Source organism: Kribbella turkmenica (genome assembly GCF_004348725.1).
Taxonomy (GTDB): domain Bacteria; phylum Actinomycetota; class Actinomycetes; order Propionibacteriales; family Kribbellaceae; genus Kribbella; species Kribbella turkmenica.
In genome coordinates, this window is record NZ_SMKR01000008.1 from 31,726 (window position 1) to 46,449 (window position 14,724).

16 protein-coding genes, 1 pseudogene and 1 riboswitch are annotated in these 14,724 nt (G+C 70.7%); of the genes and pseudogenes, 6 read left to right on the forward strand and 11 right to left on the reverse strand.

Annotated elements, in window-relative coordinates; all coding sequences use genetic code 11:
- Nucleotides 1-57: 57 nt before the first annotated feature.
- Entirely contained in the window at nt 58-600 is a 543-nt protein-coding gene (locus E1218_RS03250; protein WP_132316064.1) for a dihydrofolate reductase family protein, read from the forward strand.
- Here E1218_RS03250 and E1218_RS03255 read toward each other — a convergent pair.
- Nucleotides 597-911, reverse strand: coding sequence for a YciI family protein (locus E1218_RS03255; RefSeq protein ID WP_132316066.1), 315 nt, complete (start codon nt 909-911; stop codon nt 597-599). The two genes, E1218_RS03250 and E1218_RS03255, sit on opposite strands and share 4 nt — an antisense overlap.
- A gap of 59 nt (nt 912-970) precedes the next feature.
- Between E1218_RS03255 and E1218_RS03260 the strand changes: the two genes are divergently transcribed.
- On the forward strand, nt 971-1,243 hold the full coding sequence (locus tag E1218_RS03260) for a hypothetical protein (protein ID WP_202865744.1): 273 nt from the start codon (nt 971-973) through the stop codon (nt 1,241-1,243).
- Here E1218_RS03260 and E1218_RS03265 read toward each other — a convergent pair.
- Complete coding sequence (locus tag E1218_RS03265; protein WP_132316068.1) at nt 1,236-2,003, reverse strand: class I SAM-dependent methyltransferase; 768 nt, start codon at nt 2,001-2,003, stop codon at nt 1,236-1,238. The two genes, E1218_RS03260 and E1218_RS03265, sit on opposite strands and share 8 nt — an antisense overlap.
- 15 nt (nt 2,004-2,018) lie before the next feature.
- Here E1218_RS03265 and E1218_RS03270 point away from each other — a divergent pair, with 15 nt between their 5' ends.
- Nucleotides 2,019-2,324, forward strand: a complete 306-nt coding sequence (locus E1218_RS03270; protein WP_132316070.1) for a hypothetical protein — start codon at nt 2,019-2,021, stop codon at nt 2,322-2,324.
- Here E1218_RS03270 and E1218_RS03275 read toward each other — a convergent pair.
- From E1218_RS03275 to metH, 4 genes are read right to left on the reverse strand one after another with little or no spacing between them, the layout of a single operon-like run.
- The gene (locus E1218_RS03275; protein ID WP_132316072.1) at nt 2,306-2,782 is read right to left on the reverse strand and encodes a GNAT family N-acetyltransferase; all 477 of its coding nucleotides are present in this window, start codon (nt 2,780-2,782) and stop codon (nt 2,306-2,308) included. The genes E1218_RS03270 and E1218_RS03275 overlap by 19 nt on opposite strands.
- Complete coding sequence (locus tag E1218_RS03280; RefSeq protein ID WP_132316074.1) at nt 2,779-3,138, reverse strand: DoxX family protein; 360 nt, start codon at nt 3,136-3,138, stop codon at nt 2,779-2,781. Before E1218_RS03280 ends, E1218_RS03275 begins: the two co-directional genes overlap by 4 nt.
- 1 nt (nt 3,139) lies before the next feature.
- Nucleotides 3,140-4,000, reverse strand: a complete 861-nt coding sequence (sigJ, locus tag E1218_RS03285) for an RNA polymerase sigma factor SigJ (RefSeq protein ID WP_132316076.1) — start codon at nt 3,998-4,000, stop codon at nt 3,140-3,142.
- A 56-nt stretch (nt 4,001-4,056) separates the two neighbouring features.
- The gene (metH, locus tag E1218_RS03290) at nt 4,057-7,662 is read right to left on the reverse strand and encodes a methionine synthase (protein WP_132316078.1); all 3,606 of its coding nucleotides are present in this window, start codon (nt 7,660-7,662) and stop codon (nt 4,057-4,059) included.
- Nucleotides 7,663-7,682: 20 nt separating this feature from the next.
- Nucleotides 7,683-7,761, reverse strand: a riboswitch (S-adenosyl-L-homocysteine riboswitch).
- A gap of 150 nt (nt 7,762-7,911) precedes the next feature.
- Between metH and E1218_RS03295 the strand changes: the two genes are divergently transcribed.
- On the forward strand, nt 7,912-8,757 hold the full coding sequence (locus E1218_RS03295) for an NAD-dependent epimerase/dehydratase family protein (protein WP_132316080.1): 846 nt from the start codon (nt 7,912-7,914) through the stop codon (nt 8,755-8,757).
- Between the two features lie 307 nt (nt 8,758-9,064).
- Here E1218_RS03295 and E1218_RS03305 read toward each other — a convergent pair whose 3' ends face one another.
- Both E1218_RS03305 and E1218_RS03310 read right to left on the reverse strand, forming a co-directional pair.
- Nucleotides 9,065-10,552 carry a S1C family serine protease gene (locus tag E1218_RS03305; RefSeq protein WP_132316082.1) on the reverse strand — a complete coding sequence of 496 codons (1,488 nt, stop codon included), beginning with the start codon at nt 10,550-10,552 and terminating at the stop codon, nt 9,065-9,067.
- 133 nt (nt 10,553-10,685) lie between these two features.
- Entirely contained in the window at nt 10,686-11,117 is a 432-nt protein-coding gene (locus E1218_RS03310; RefSeq protein ID WP_165949105.1) for a TetR/AcrR family transcriptional regulator, read from the reverse strand.
- On the opposite strand from E1218_RS03310, the gene E1218_RS36510 reads away from it, so the two are divergent.
- Together E1218_RS36510 and E1218_RS36515 are read left to right on the forward strand one after the other, a co-directional pair.
- Nucleotides 11,092-11,328, forward strand: coding sequence for a hypothetical protein (locus E1218_RS36510; protein ID WP_202865745.1), 237 nt, complete (start codon nt 11,092-11,094; stop codon nt 11,326-11,328). The two genes, E1218_RS03310 and E1218_RS36510, sit on opposite strands and share 26 nt — an antisense overlap.
- A gap of 51 nt (nt 11,329-11,379) precedes the next feature.
- On the forward strand, nt 11,380-11,553 hold the full coding sequence (locus E1218_RS36515; protein WP_202865746.1) for a hypothetical protein: 174 nt from the start codon (nt 11,380-11,382) through the stop codon (nt 11,551-11,553).
- A gap of 2 nt (nt 11,554-11,555) precedes the next feature.
- On the opposite strand, the gene E1218_RS03320 is transcribed toward E1218_RS36515, so the two are convergent.
- The 3 genes and pseudogenes from E1218_RS03320 to E1218_RS03330 all read right to left on the reverse strand — a co-directional run.
- A complete protein-coding gene (locus tag E1218_RS03320) occupies nt 11,556-12,464 on the reverse strand; it encodes a ribonuclease Z (protein WP_132316086.1) in 909 nt (302 codons plus the stop codon).
- A gap of 13 nt (nt 12,465-12,477) precedes the next feature.
- Entirely contained in the window at nt 12,478-13,155 is a 678-nt protein-coding gene (locus E1218_RS37705) for an aminotransferase class III-fold pyridoxal phosphate-dependent enzyme (RefSeq protein WP_132316088.1), read from the reverse strand.
- A gap of 89 nt (nt 13,156-13,244) precedes the next feature.
- Nucleotides 13,245-14,705: pseudogene (locus E1218_RS03330) on the reverse strand (aminotransferase class III-fold pyridoxal phosphate-dependent enzyme); the annotation flags it as partial.
- Nucleotides 14,706-14,724 lie beyond the last annotated feature (19 nt).

A 14,724-nucleotide genomic window follows, 5' to 3' on the forward strand; every position in this document is an offset into this window, starting at 1 on the left:
TTTTCCCCGGCCCGCTCGTCTCATCCTGGGTAAGGTCGAGCGAGCCGGAGGTTTCTGATGGCGAAAGTGCTGTACTCGGTGACGATGTCGGTGGACGGGTTCATCACCGGACCGGACGGCGACATGCAGTGGATGCGGCCGTACCTGGGCCCGAACCCGGAGATCGAGGAGCTGGTCCCGCGGATCGGGTCGCTGCTGATCGGCCGCCGGTCGCACGACGGCGACGACCCGCACAAGGGCGACGAAGGCGAGGGCAAGGCGTTCGGCGGCGGCTGGGACGGACCGATGTTCGTGGTCACCCACCGCCCGCCGACGGATCCCGAACCTGGAGTCACGTACGTCGACGACTTCGCCGAGGCGCTCGCGCTGGCGAAGGAGGCGGCCGGTGACAACTACGTCAACGTGATCGGCGCCAGCATCGCCAAGCAGTGCGTCGAAGCGGGCCAGCTCGACGAGGTCCTGCTCTGCTACGCACCGGTCATGCTCGGCGACGGCACCAGGCTCTTCGATCATCCGGGCGGCCGCACGGTCCGCCTCGAGCGCTTGAGCCTGACGGAGAACCCGCTGGCCTCGAACCTGCGGTTCGCGGTCACCCGTTAGAGATCGAACGCGGTCGTGCGCATGACCGCGCGGATCTCCACCGATCGGCCGGGCGTGCGGGTGTCCGGGAGGAGGTACGCCAGCTCGATCGCGCGGGCCGGCGTTTCCACGTCGATCAGGTAGTAGGCGTCGATCGGGGTTGCGCGGACACGGCCGGGAACCGTGACCGCCAGCTCCGGATCGGCCAGCAGCTCACCGCCGACCAGCTCGCCGGCCTCGTGGGCCGTGTGCTCGAACACGTCGCGGCTCAGGTCGGCGTACGGTTCGCCCCGGCCGGTGTCGTCACCCTGCAGGATCAGCAAGAACTTCATGGCGCGCTCCTCTCACTGGTACGACGGAGCAAGGGCCGTGGTTTTGACATGGTGAGCGAATGTTCGCGCGAACCGAGCGGCTGGGCCTGCGCCGCTTCACCGTCGCGGATGCCGAGGAGATCAGCCAGCACGAGAACCTCAGGCAGCCCGAGGCCGGGTTCACGGGGTCACCGGCGTTCCAAGACGAGGGAAACGCGACCGAGGCCGTCCGCGGGCTCCTCGAACGCGTCGGCTTCCGCCGGGAGGGGCTGCGGCCGGCCACCTCGTGGTTCAGGGGCGAGTGGACCGACGACCTTCTGTCCGGCCGGCGCCGCACCGACTACCTCAGCTGACCGCCTTCGCGGCCCACGCTCTCGCCGTCAGCCGGATCGAGCCGTCAGCCTCGATCGGCAGCCGTGCCCGGACCGCCTCCCGCAGGACCTCCTGATCCGGCTCGGGCAGGCTGCGCAGGTACGCCGGCGCGACCCCCTGCCCGCCGAGGAACGGCCCCCAGTAGTCGTCGAACGAGGCGAACTCCGTCGGTACGACGATCTCGCGCGTGCCGGCCGCGGTGAATCCGGCCTCGGCGAACAGCTCCTCGAGACCCTCCGCCGTGCAGAACGCGAACCGCCTTCCCTCGTCGTGCTCGCGGTCCTGCGGCCGCACCTCGATCATCGCGTCGAAGAAGTGCCGCATCAGGTGCATGCCGTCGGCGTAGTCCCAGACGTAGACCGCGACCGTCGAACCGATCTCACGCATCCGGCGCAGCGCCTCGACCCGTTCCGGGACGAAGTTGAGCACCAGGCCGGCGACGACCGCGTCGTACGGGCCGTCCGGAAGCTCGGCCGCGGACCTGACCTCGAAGCTCGCGCGGTCGTCGTCGACCGTCCGGCGGGCGTAGCCCACGAACCCCTCCGACGGGTCCACACCGAGCACCGACGCCGGGTCCGCCGTACGCAGGATCGTGCTGGTCAGAGCACCCGTACCGCAGCCGACGTCGAGCCAGCGCAGACCGGGCGGCCGGTCCAGCCAGCCGACGAACTCCGCCGCGACCAGCCGGCTCCACCGCCCCACGTACGACTCGTAGATCTCACCGGTCGACCATTCGCTCATGCCCGCAGACTAGACGTGAGTGGGCAGGAAGACACCTGTCAGTTCCTCGGCCGTCCGCCACAGCCGGGCGTTGGCCTCGGGGTCCAGGGAGCGCTTGGGCGGGTCGGCGTCGAGATCGCCTCCCGCTTCATCTCCAACGCCAGCATGCTCGCCGGCGCCATCTGGACCCACTCACACCCCACCCCCGCCATCCAGGCCGCCTACGAAGCCGACCCCACGCTCACCGCCATCCGGCTCGACTTCGAACCCTCCTTCCGCGACTCCCTCACCACCCTCCTCCACGGGCTTCTCCCGCGCCGAAATCAGACCTGCTTGGTGTAGCGGTGGCAGGGGACCGGGAGGGTGCCGTGGTCGGCGGAGGCCGGGTAGTCGAAGGCGCCGGTGTCGGTCCAGCCGCTGCGTTCGTAGAAGCGGCGGGCCCGGGCGTTGCCGGTGGCGACCGCGAGCCAGGCCTCGGCGTGGCCGTTCGCCTTCACCTGGCGCTCGGCCTCGGCGAGGAGCACGCCGGCGATCCCAGAGCCACGGTGGTCGCGGGAGACATACACCTGCTCGACCTCGTCCCCGACCACCATCACGAAGCCGGCAACCTCGTCACCGACGACCGCCACGGTGGTGTCGCCGACGCGCTCGGCGGCCCGGGTCCAGAACGACTCCTTGGTCCGGATCGCGACCAGTTCGTCCGGCACGTGACCGAGGTGCCCGTCGCCCCACCCGGCGTACCAGATGGCGGCGACGGCCTCGGCGTCCGCGGGCACGGCTGGGCGGGAGGAAGCTGTCATGCAGTCAGGGTAAGCACCAAGGAGGCACTCGCCGCCCCGAGGAACACGATGGCGAGCCCGAACTGCGCCGTGTAGTCGGACGCTCGGACATGCGTGAACAAAGCGCAGACGAAGAACAGCACCAGCCCGGTCGCGGCAGCGGCCACCAGCCACGGCACGCCGAGCAGCAACCCCGCCAGGAGACCGGCCGCCCCGGCCGTCTTCAGCGTGCCAATGGGGAACGTCAGCCAGGACTCCGGGACGTCGGCCTTCGCCATCCCCGGCAGGATCGCCTTCCAGTGCAGCAGGGCGGCGATCCCGGAGAACGCGTTCATGGCGACGGTCACCGCCACGACGACAACGACGGTGGTGGTCATCTCAGTCCACCTCGACGCGCGCCAGTTTGTCCGGGTTGGTGATCGCGTAGATGCCGGTCACCTGGTCGTCCTCGACGTCCAGCACGATCACGGCGAACGGTGTCTCACCCGACAGCAGCAGCGCGGACGGGTCGCCGTTGACGGTTCGGTAGCGGATGCCGAGGGACGCCACCGGGTGGCGGAGGCGGTCGCCGATGATCAGCCGCCCGATCCGGTCGCGCCCCAGGATCGGGTGCAGGCCGGCGGCCCGCGCCTTCCCACCACCGTCGGCCCAGAGCGTGACGTCCGGCGCGAGCACGTCCATCAACGCGTTCAGATCCCCGCCCACCACGGCATCGATGAACCGCTGGGTCACCTCCTGCTGCACGCCCGGATCCGCGGGGAAACGTGGTCGCCGCGCCCGGACGTGTTCCCGCGCCCGGTGGGCCAGCTGCCGCACCGCGGCGGGCGTGCGGCCGACGATCTCGGCGATCTCCGGATGCGCGTACCCGAACACCTCGTGCAGCACGAAGACTGCCCGCTCCAACGGCGTCAACGTCTCCAGAACGACGAGGACGGCGAGCGACACCGCCTCCGCCCGCTCGACCGGGTCGGCCGGCGTGATCACCGGTTCCGGCAGCCACGGACCGACGTACTCCTCCTTGCGCCGGTTGATCGTCGTCCGCCGGGCCACCGCCGCGTTCACCGCGATGCGCACGACGTACGCCCGTGGATTCTCGACTCCGGACCGGTTCGACCAGGCCAGCCAGGTCTCCTGCAGGACGTCTTCGGTGTCCGCGACGCTGCCGAGGATGTTGTAGACGATCGAGAACAGCAGTTCCCGATGCCCGACGAACACCTCGGTCGCCGCGTCCGGACTCATCTCATCGTGTGCTCCCACACCCGCTAGGAGTCGTTCGGGCGCCGAAGTGTGACATCTCAGTCCGGGTCGTAGGCCAGGTTCGGCCGCAGCCAGCGCTCGACCTCGCCGACCGGGAGCCCCCGCCGGGCGGCGTAGTCCTCGATCTGGTCACGGCCGAGGCGGCCGACGCTGAAGTACCGGGACGCCGGGTGCTGGAAGATCAGGCCGCTGACCGCCGCGGCCGGGGTCATCGCGTAGGACTCGGTCAGGCCGAGGCCGATCTTCTCCGCCTCCAGCAGGTCGAACAGCTCCTTCTTCTCGCTGTGGTCCGGGCTGGCCGGGTACCCGAGGGCGGGCCGGATTCCGCGGAACCGCTCGGCGTGCAGGTCCGCCAGCACCGGCTCGGCGTCCGGCTCGAACCAGGCCCGCCGGGCCTCCAGGTGGATCCACTCGGCGAACGCCTCCGCCAGCCGGTCGGCCAGCGCCTTCACCATGATCGCCCGGTAGTCGTCGTCGCGCGCCTCGTACGACGCCGCGAGTGGCTCGGCACCGTGGATCGCCACGCCGAAGCCGCCGAGGTGGTCACCGGCCGGTGCGACGTAGTCCGCCAGGCACCGGTTGGCCCGCCCGGCCGGCTTCTCGGTCTGCTGCCGCAGCATCGGGAACGACACGTCATGACCGTCGAGGACGATGTCGTCGCCCTCGCTGTGGGCCGGCCAGAAGCCGTACACGCCCTCGGCGGTGAACGAGCCGTCGGCAATGATCTCGTCGAGCAGCGTGTTCGCGTCGTCGAACAGCTCGCGGGCGACCGGCTGGTCCAGGATCGCCGGGTACTTGCCCTTCAGCTCCCAGGCCAGGAACAGGAACTGCCAGTCGATCATCGCCCGCAGCATGTCGATCGACGGCGACACCTGCCGCAGCCCGGTGAACGCCGGCACCGGCGGTTCGTCGTGGTCGACCGGCTCAGCGTTGGCGCGCGCCGCGGCCAGCGACAGCAACGGGCTGCGCTGCTTGTTCGCGTGCTGCTCACGCAGCCGCTCCTGCTCGACGGCGTTGCGCTTGGCAAGTTCCTCGGAGCGTTCGTCGTCGAGCAGATCCGACACCACGCCGACCACCCGGGACGCGTCCAGCACGTGCACCGTCGTACTGTCGTACGCCGGGGCGATCCGGACCGCGGTGTGCTGCTTCGACGTGGTCGCGCCGCCGATCAGCAACGGCAGCCTCAGACCGCGGCGCTGCATCTCGGTGGCGACGCCGACCATCTCGTCGAGTGACGGCGTGATCAGTCCGGACAGCCCGATCGCGTCGGCGCCCTCGGCCGCGGCGGTGTCCAGGATCCTTGCCGCCGGCACCATCACGCCGAGGTCGATCACCTCGTAGTTGTTGCAGCCGAGGACGACACCGACGATGTTCTTGCCGATGTCGTGGACGTCGCCCTTGACGGTGGCGAGCACGATCTTGCCCTGGCCGCGGACCGTCTCGGCGCGGCCCTCCAGCCGGGCCTGCTCCTTCTCGGCCTCCATGAACGGCTCCAGGTAGGCGACCGAGCGCTTCATCACCCGGGCGCTCTTCACCACCTGCGGCAGGAACATCTTGCCGGCGCCGAACAGGTCGCCGACGATCTTCATCCCGTCCATCAACGGGCCCTCGATCACCTCCAGCGGCCGCGGCAGCTTCTGCCGGGCCTCCTCGGTGTCGTCCTCGATGAAGTCGACGATGCCGTGCACGAGCGCGTGCGACAGCCGCTCCTCGACGGTCCCTTCACGCCAGGACAGGTCGACCTCGCGCTTCGTCCCGCGACCGCTGACGGTCTCGGCGAAGGACACCAGCCGGTCGGTGGCATCCGGCCGGCGGTCGAACAGCACGTCCTCGACCAGCTCCAGCAGGTCCGCAGGGATGTCGGCGTACACCGCGAGCTGGCCGGCGTTCACGATGCCCATGTCCAGCCCGGCCCTGCCGGCGTGGAACAGGAACGCCGAGTGCATCGCCTCCCGGACGACGTCGTTGCCGCGGAACGAGAACGACAGGTTCGAGATGCCGCCGCTCAGGTGCACGCCGGGACAGCGTTCCTTGATCAGCGGCAGCGCGTCGATGAACGACTTCGCGTAGCCGTTGTGCTCGGCGATCCCGGTCGCCACGGCGAGCACGTTCGGGTCGAAGATGATGTCCTCGGGCGGGAAGCCGGCCTTCCGGGTGAGCAGGTCGTAGGCCCGCGCGCAGATCTCGACCTTGCGCTCGGTGGTGTCCGCCTGGCCCTGCTCGTCGAAGGCCATCACCACCACGCCGGCGCCGTAGTCGCGGATCCGCCGCGCCTGGTCGAGGAACTGCTCCTCGCCCTCCTTCAGGCTGATCGAGTTGACCACGCCCTTGCCCTGCACGCATTTCAGCCCGGCCTGCAGCACCGACCACTTCGAGCTGTCGATCATGATCGGGATCCGGGCCACCTCGGGCTCGGTCGCGATCAGGTTCAGGAAGGTGGTCATCGCCTGCTCGCTGTCGAGCAGGTCGGCGTCCATGTTCACGTCCAGCAGGTTGGCGCCGCCGCGCACCTGCTCCAGCGCCACGTCCACCGCGGCCTGGTAGTCGTTGCCCTCGATCAGCCGGCGGAACCGGGCCGACCCGGTCACGTTGGTCCGCTCGCCGATCATCACGAACCCGGTGTCCGGGCCGATCCTGAACGGTTCCAGCCCGGAGAACCGGGTGGTCTCGTTCGGCGGTACGACGTTCCGCGGTTCAAGGCCGGCCACGTTCGCCGCGATCTGCTCGATGTGGGCCGGCGTCGTGCCGCAGCAGCCGCCGACGATGTTGACCAGGCCGGACTCGGCGAACTCCCGGAGCATGCCGGCGGTCTGCTCGGGCGTCTCGTCGTAGCCGCCGAAGGCGTTCGGCAGGCCGGCGTTCGGGTGGGAGGCGACGTAGGTGTCGGCGAACCGGGCCAGGTCGGCGACGTGCGGGCGCATCTCGGCGGCACCGAGGGAGCAGTTGACGCCGACGACCAGCGGGCGGGCGTGCTCGACCGAGCTCCAGAACGCCTCGACGGTCTGGCCCGACAGCGTCCGCCCGCTGAGGTCGACGATGGTGACCGAGATCCACAGCGGCAGGTGCGGCGCGACCTCGCGGGCCGCCATGATCGCGGCCTTCACGTTCAGCGTGTCGAAGATGGTCTCGATCAGCAGCAGGTCGACGCCGCCCTCGGCCAGCGCCGCGATCTGCTCGGCGTACGCCGCCCGCACCTGCTCGAACGTCACCGCCCGGTACGCCGGGTCCTCGACCCGCGGCGACAACGACAGGGTCACGTTGAGCGGGCCGATGGAACCGGCTACGAATCGGTTGCCGAACTCGCCGGCGGCCTGCCGGGCCAGTCGTGCTCCGGCGACATTCATCTCCCGGACGTACTCCTGCAGACCGTAGTCGGCCTGCCCGATGCTGGTCGCGGTGAAGGTGTTCGTGGTGGTGATGTCCGCGCCGGCCGCCAGATACTGCCGGTGGACGTCGAGGATGACGTCGGGCCGGGTGAGGTTGAGCAGGTCGGGGTCGCCGGTGACATCGTGGGTGTGGTCGCCGAACCGGTCGCCCTGGTAGTCGGCGGTCGTCAGCTTCGCCGACTGCAGCATCGTCCCCCAGGCGCCGTCGAGGACCGCGACCCGCTGATCCAGCAGCTCCCGTAGAGCGGATTCACTCATCTGCCGTCACCTCCAGAAAATCTCCGGAGGCGCCCTTGCAGTCGGAACCCGGGTCGAGCGTGGCGGACCAGAGAGTCCGTTGCAGCGCCTCTCGACCTGGCCGCACCATGTTAGCGGCGTCACACGCCGATCACCGGGGCAGCGCCCACTTACTGAGACAGCTGTTCAGTAGGTGGACGAAATGGCCCATGAGATCACCTGCCGAATGGACCACCGTCGAGGTGGCGAGGATCACCTAGCCTGAGCGCTGTGAGGATCTTTGTCGCCGGCGTTTCCGGTGCGATCGGGCGCCTGCTCGTGCCACTCCTGCTCGCCGCCGGTCACGAGGTCACCGCGCTCACCAGACGTGACCCGGCAGCCCTGCGCGACCGCGGCGTGACAGCGGTCGCCGGGGACGTGTACGACGCGGACTCGCTGCGCGGCGTGGTCGCGGCGGCCCGGCCGGACATCGTGATGCACCAGCTGACCGACCTGAGTACGCGCGACTTCGCAGGCAACCTGCGGATCCGCCGGGTGGGCACCCGGAACCTGGTCGACGCCGCTCTCGCCGCCGGCGTACGCCGGGTGATCTCACAGAGCATCTCGTGGGCCTACGAGCCGGGCGACGAACCGGCCGACGAGGTGACGCCGCTGGATCTTGCCGCACCCGACGACAACCGCCGTGCGTCGGTCGAGGCGGTGGCGCGGCTCGAGGAGATCACCGCGGAGGCCCCGGAGTGGGTGGTGCTGCGGTACGGGATGCTCTACGGCCCGGGCACCTGGTACACCAGAGGCGGGCTGATGGCCGAGGCCGGCAACCTGCCGTCCGGGCCGGACCTCACCAGCTTCCTCCACGTCGAGGACGCCGCGATCGCCGCGGTCCAGGCGCTCGGCTGGCCGACCGGACCGGTCAACGTCGTCGACGACGATCCGGCGCCGGCTGCCACCTGGGCACCCGTCTTCGCCGAGTCCGTCGGCGCCGCCACTCCCCCGCCGGCCGGATCCGCTCGCACGGCGTGGGCTCGTGGCGCCTCGAACGACTACGCCCGTACCCGGCTAGCGTGGATGCCGACCTACCCCAGTTGGCGTACCGGCTTCTTCGGTCGCCCGGGCTGACAGGAGAGCGCAGGCGACGACGCCGAGCACGATGGTCGCGAGGCGGGACGCGCCGAGCGTCGCACGCGGACCGAGGGCTGTGGTCAGCGGTCCGCCGAGGGCGGCGCCGAGCGGGGAAGCCGTCAGCCGAACCGAACTGCGGGCGGCGAGGACGGCGGCCAGGTGCTGCGCTCACGCTAGGCGCGGCGTACGTCCTGGGGTTCTTCTCCTGACCGAAGACAGCGATCGGGCCCGGGCGCTCCGGAGGGGGTAGGAGGCGCCGGGCCCGATCGGTTTCGGTCCGCTGCAGCGGGGGTGGCGCCGGGTGTCAGCGGACCGGGCCGGTGATGAGTTCGATGGTTGCCTTGTGCTGCTGTCCTGATTGGTCGGCCCAGCCCACCTCGACCTTGTCGCCGGGGTGCTGCTCGTCCAGCAGTTGCGACAGGGTGCCGGGCGAGTCGACCGGCTCGCCGGCGAAGGAGGTGATCACGTCCCCGGCCTCGATGCCGGCGTCGTCGGCCTTGCCGTTGCCGAGGACGTCGCCGACGACCGCGCCGGTCGTGCCCGCGTTCGGCAGGACCGAGACTCCGAGCATCGCCGACTCGCCGATGTGTACGGTGTCGGAGGCCTTGCCGGCCTCGATCTGGTCGGCGATCTTCATCGCCTGGTTGATCGGGATCGCGAAACCTTGCGGGTCGGCCTGTCCCTGGCCGTTCCCCGACCCGCCACCGTTGCCGAAGCCCGGTCCGAACCCGGGACCACCGTTCTGCCCGTTCCCGTCGCCGTACGCCGTGCCGGCCGCCGGCGACGCCGTGGCCGACGCCGAGGCGAGCGCCGTGGTCGCCGAGGTGGCCGTGCTCGCGGCCGCCGAGGTGGCCGTGCTCGCCGCCGCTGATATGGGCGCGCTCGCGGCCGCCTGCCCCGGCCGTCCGCTGCCGCCGTTGTTGCCGGCAGACCCGGCCGTGTCGACGGCGATCACCTCGCCGGACGCGTTCGCCAGCGGCCCGCCGGAGTCACCGGCCCGGATGTCGGCGCTGGTCGCGATCAGGTTGCTCAGGTTCTCCGGGTTCTGCCCGTTCGCGTCGGTCGCGGTGATCGACTGGTTCAGCGCGGTCACCTCACCGGGCGCGTAGCTCGGCGTCCCGCCGACCCCGCCGGCGTTGCCGATCCCGACCACCTGGTCGCCGACCGCGACCTTGTCCGATTCGCCGATCTTCGCGGTCTGCAACCCGGACGCGTCCGTCAGCTTGAGGACGGCGATGTCGTGGTCCTTGTTGTACCCGACCACACTCGCGGTGTACGTCCTGCCGTTGCCGACGTCCGTCACCGAGATCGAGGTCGCCCCCTCGATCACGTGGTGGTTCGTCAGCACCTCACCGTCGGAGGTCAGCACGATCCCGGTGCCGGCGGCTTTCGCGCCCTCGTACCCGAGCACGGTGTTCACGTTCACCAGCCCGGGTGACACCTCGGCCGCCACGGCCGCCGGGTCGAACGCGTGCTGGGCGAGCTGCGACCCGTTGGCCGCCCGCTGATCGATGCCCCAGGCAAGCGAACCGGCGACCAGCGCGGCCGCGAGGCCGAGCGCGCCGGCACCGAGCAGCCGGTTACGCTTCCGCGGCGGCTTCTGCGGTCCGCCGTACGGCGGATACCCCGGGTGGTGAGGCATCTGCGGGTACTGCTGCGGGCCGGTGGGGTACCAGTACCCCGGGTGCTGCTGCGGATTAGGCCCCTGGTTCCCGAAGCCCTGCTGACCGGCGCCCTGCTGCTCCGCGCCGCCGCTCTGTCCAGCTCCCTGCCGTCCCGCGTCGTCGTTCATCCCGGTGCCCTCCTCGGCCAGACCCGGCCTCAGCCTGTTCCTTCTGGCTTCGAGTAGAGCGCGCGAGACTGAGAACTCCTTCGGGTGAACCAATGAGTTGGCTGAGAATCGATCGTGTCCTGCGCCACACCGGTCAGCCGGCCAGCAGCCGCCGGACCGCCTCGACGACCGCGTGGCGACGGGCCGCGCGGCCCGGCACGGCGGCGCCGTACTCCGGGTTCATCGAGGACCAGCTGGTGGCGACACTCTGGAGCAGTGCGAGCAGCTCGGCCGGGCTGAAATCTCCCGGTACGACGCCGGACCGCTGAGCCCGCCGCAGGTCGGCGAGCCGGCTCTCGTTGACCGCGACGATCGCCGCCAGCGCGGCACCCTCGGGCCGCTCCAGGCGGTACCAGACGTTGAGCCGCTGGTGCTCGGGATGCTTCTCGAAGTAGTCGAAGACCCGGGCCGCGTACTCGGGGAGGTCGGTGGTGTCGAAGCCGACGTCGGCCAGGTACCGCTCGACGGCGGCCGTGTAGACCGCGTCGAACAGTCCGTCCTTGCTGCCGAAGTACGCGTACAGCATCGCCTTGTTGCAGCCCGCCAGGTCGGCGATCCGGGCGCTGGCCTACGGGCTGGTCGACTCGCCGGCCGGGCAACTCGCCTGGATCATGGACAAGTTCCGCGCCTGGACCTACCCGGCCGAGACCCTGCCCGAGGAACTCATCGGCCGGGACCGGCTGCTCACCAACGCGATGATCTACTGGCTCACCGGGACGGCGGGTTCGGCGGCGTAGGCCGGGTACGCGCAGCAGCCGGCGTGGGGCGAGACCACGGAGAACTCCGGTGTGCCGACGGCCGCGCTGATCCTGGCCCACGACGTCAGCATCCGCCGGTACGCCGAGCGCGAGCACACCATCACCCGCTGGACCGACGTGGACCACGGCGGTCACTTCGCGGCGCTCGAGGAGCCGGAGCTGCTGGTCGGCGACGTCCGCGAGTTCTTCCGGACGCTGCGCTGAGGTCAGCGGCGGGGTGGGATCCGGGTGCGGGTGAGGTCGGCGGCGACGACGATCTCCCCGGCGAACTCCTCGGCCGCCTCGTCGTGGAACGCCTGCGGATCCAGGTACCGCTGGGAGAAGTGCGTGAGCACCAGTTTGCGAACGCCGCACTCTCGGGCCACTCGGGCGGCCTGGCGAGCGGTCAGATGGCCGAAGCGGCCGGCCAGCTCGGTCTCGGTCGAGAGGTAGGTGGACTCGATCACCAGCAGGTCGGCCTGGTCGGCGAGCCGCAGGACGTTCTCGCAGAGCCGGGTGTCCATCACGAACGCGAAGCGCTGACCCGGCCGGGGTTCGCTGACCTGCTCGATGGTCACGGCCCGGCCGTCGATCTCGATCACGCCCGCCTGTTGGAGTTTCCCGATCGCCGGCCCGGCCACGCCGTACTCCGAGAGCTCGTCCGGGAGCATCCGGCGGCCGTCCGGCTCGATCAGTTGGTAGCCGAAGGACTCGATCGGGTGCTCGAGGCGACGGGCCCACAGCTGGCCGAACGACCCGACCGACAGCAAGCCGTCGTCCTCGACCGGCTCCTCCAGCAACGTGGCCCGCTCGTAGAACGAAGCGGCGTGCCGCAGGCGGGTGAAGTAGGTCTGCCCGGACGCCGGGTAGTGCGCCCGGACCGGATGCGGTACGTCGTCCAGCGACAGCCGCTGCACGATCCCCGGGACACCGAGGCAGTGGTCGCCGTGGAAGTGCGTGACGCAGAGCCGGGTGATCGCGCCGGCCGGGACACCGGCGTACAGCATCTGCCGCTGGGTGCCTTCGCCCGGATCGAAGAGGAACCCTTCGGTGTCCCAGCGCAGGAAGTAGCCGTTCTGGGTGCGCTCGCGCGACGGGACCTGGCTTCCGGTGCCCAGCACAACCAGTTCGCGCACCCGCCAACAGTAGCTAACGCAGTGCGTTCCGGAACGCGGACAGAAACCGCCCGACCTCCGCGGACTCCCAGATCAGGGGCGGCCGGATCTTGAGGACTCCCCCGCTCGGCCCGGTCGTTCCGACGAGGACGCCGTGCTCCCGCAACCGCTCGGCAAAACCACCGGCGTCCGGCAACTCGACGCCGACCATGAGTCCCTGTCCACGGACCTCTGGAACGAGTTCCTGCAGACCGGCTCGCAACTCGGCCCCCACCTGGCCGCAGCGCTCGACCAGGCCGGTCTGCTCGATCACGTCCAGCACGGTCAGCGCCGCGACGCACGAGACCGGGTTGCCGCCGAACGTGCTGAAGTACTCGTCCACCTCGACGAATGCCTCGGCGATCTCCCGCCGGGTGACCAGTGCCGCCACCGGATGACCGTTGCCCATCGGCTTGCCCAGGGTGACGAAGTCCGGCGTCAGCCCGAAGTCCTGGAACCGCCACAGGTTCCGCCCGCCGCGCCCGAACCCGGCCTGCACCTCGTCCGCCAGGAACAGCCCGCCCGCGGCCCGCGCCTCCTCCTGCAGACCGAGCATGAACGCGTCGGTCGGCGTGAGGATGCCCGCACTGCTGAAGATCGTGTCGACCGCGAGCAACGCCAGGTCGTGCCCGGCCCGCCGCAGGACGGCCCGTGCGGCCCGGACCCGTTCCATCGCGGCGATTCCGTCGTCGCTCGCGGACCGCGGTGCCTCGAAGACTGCGACATGCGCCGGGCGCCTGTCGGCCGGATAGTGTTCGTCGAGAACGCCGCGGTCGCCTCGCTCACGCCGTGGTACGAGAGGTCGGCGACGATCGCTCCGCCGCGCCCGGCGACGACTCGCGCCATCCGCCAGGCCAGGTCGTTGGCCTCACTCCCGGAGTTGGCGAACACGCACGTGTCCAGCCCGTCCGGCATCGACGCCGTCAGCCGTTCCGCCAGCTCGACGACGTTCGGATGCAGGTAGCGCGAGTTCAGGTTGAGTACGGCGGCCTGCCGCGAGATCGCCTGGACGACGGCCGGATGCGCGTGCCCGACGACCGGAACGTTGTTGTAGGCATCGAGGTACCGGCGACCGTCCGCGGTGTGGATCCAGGCACCTTCGGCCCGGACCACCTGCAGCGGCGACCGGTAGAACAGCGGTGACAGCTGCCCGCCGAGCGCGGACTGCCGCCGAGGCAGCAGCGTGGGATCGGCCGTCTGCGCGGAGTCGACGCGGGAGGTGCCGCACAGCCGGTGGAAACGCTCGGCGAGGTCGGCCGGCGGGAGCTCCGCGAGTGCGTCCAGGATGAGCCAACTACCGGCCACAAGGCTGGTCAGGTACTCCTCGTTGTCCGGGTAGAGCGGCGCCCGCCAGGCCGAGATGAGCACGCTCGCCGTGGACCGGGCGAGGACGAGCTCGCCGATCAGCGCGACCTCCGCGGGCTCGAGCGGGAGCACCCGCTGGTACCCGTCGAGGAACCGGCCGGCGTCACCCCAGAGGTCGTCCGACGCACGCAGCAGCGAGGTCAGGCTGATCGCGAGCTCGGCGACCCGGGCGGTGTGGTGCATGTCGCCGAAGTCGATCACTCCGGTGATGCCGCCGTCCCGCAGCAGCACGTTGCTCAACGTCACGTCGCCGTGCAGCACGTACCCGGGCAGCTCGCGGGTCGCGGCGTCGAGGCCTTCGAAGCGATCCAGGAGCCGGCGCATGGGTCCGCGGCGATGCTCGTCCGGCAGCCGGTCGGCGTACGGCCGGAGGGTGGCGACGATCCGAGGATCCCAGTCGAGCCGGCGGTACGCCGCTGAATGGCCGAATCCCTGCAGCGCACGCGTCATCCGCGCGCTCACCGCGCCGAAGCCGGCCGCGAACCAGTCCGGGAGCGGGGTCAGGTCGGCGACGTCGCCGGGCATCACCGTCATCACCCGGACCAGGTGCGTACGCCCGTCCTCCGCCGCGACCGTGACGACGGACCGCCCGTCGAGGCTGGTCAGCACGCGAGGGATCGGGAGCTCCGGGTCGACCGCCTCGACGTGGTGCATCGCGGCGCTCTCCATCGCGATCTGCTCCGGGTCGTCACCTGAGTTCGACACCTTGACCACGAGTCGCCGGCCGTCCGGCGCGACCGCGAGGAAGTTCCGGTCCCGTTCGCTGCGCAGGTCCGAGACGTCGGCGTCGATCCCGTATTCCGCCCGCAGCAGCCGGGTGGCCGCGACCAGGCCGACCGCGGGCGGATCCTCCAGCATGCTCGGCGTCCGCTCGGGG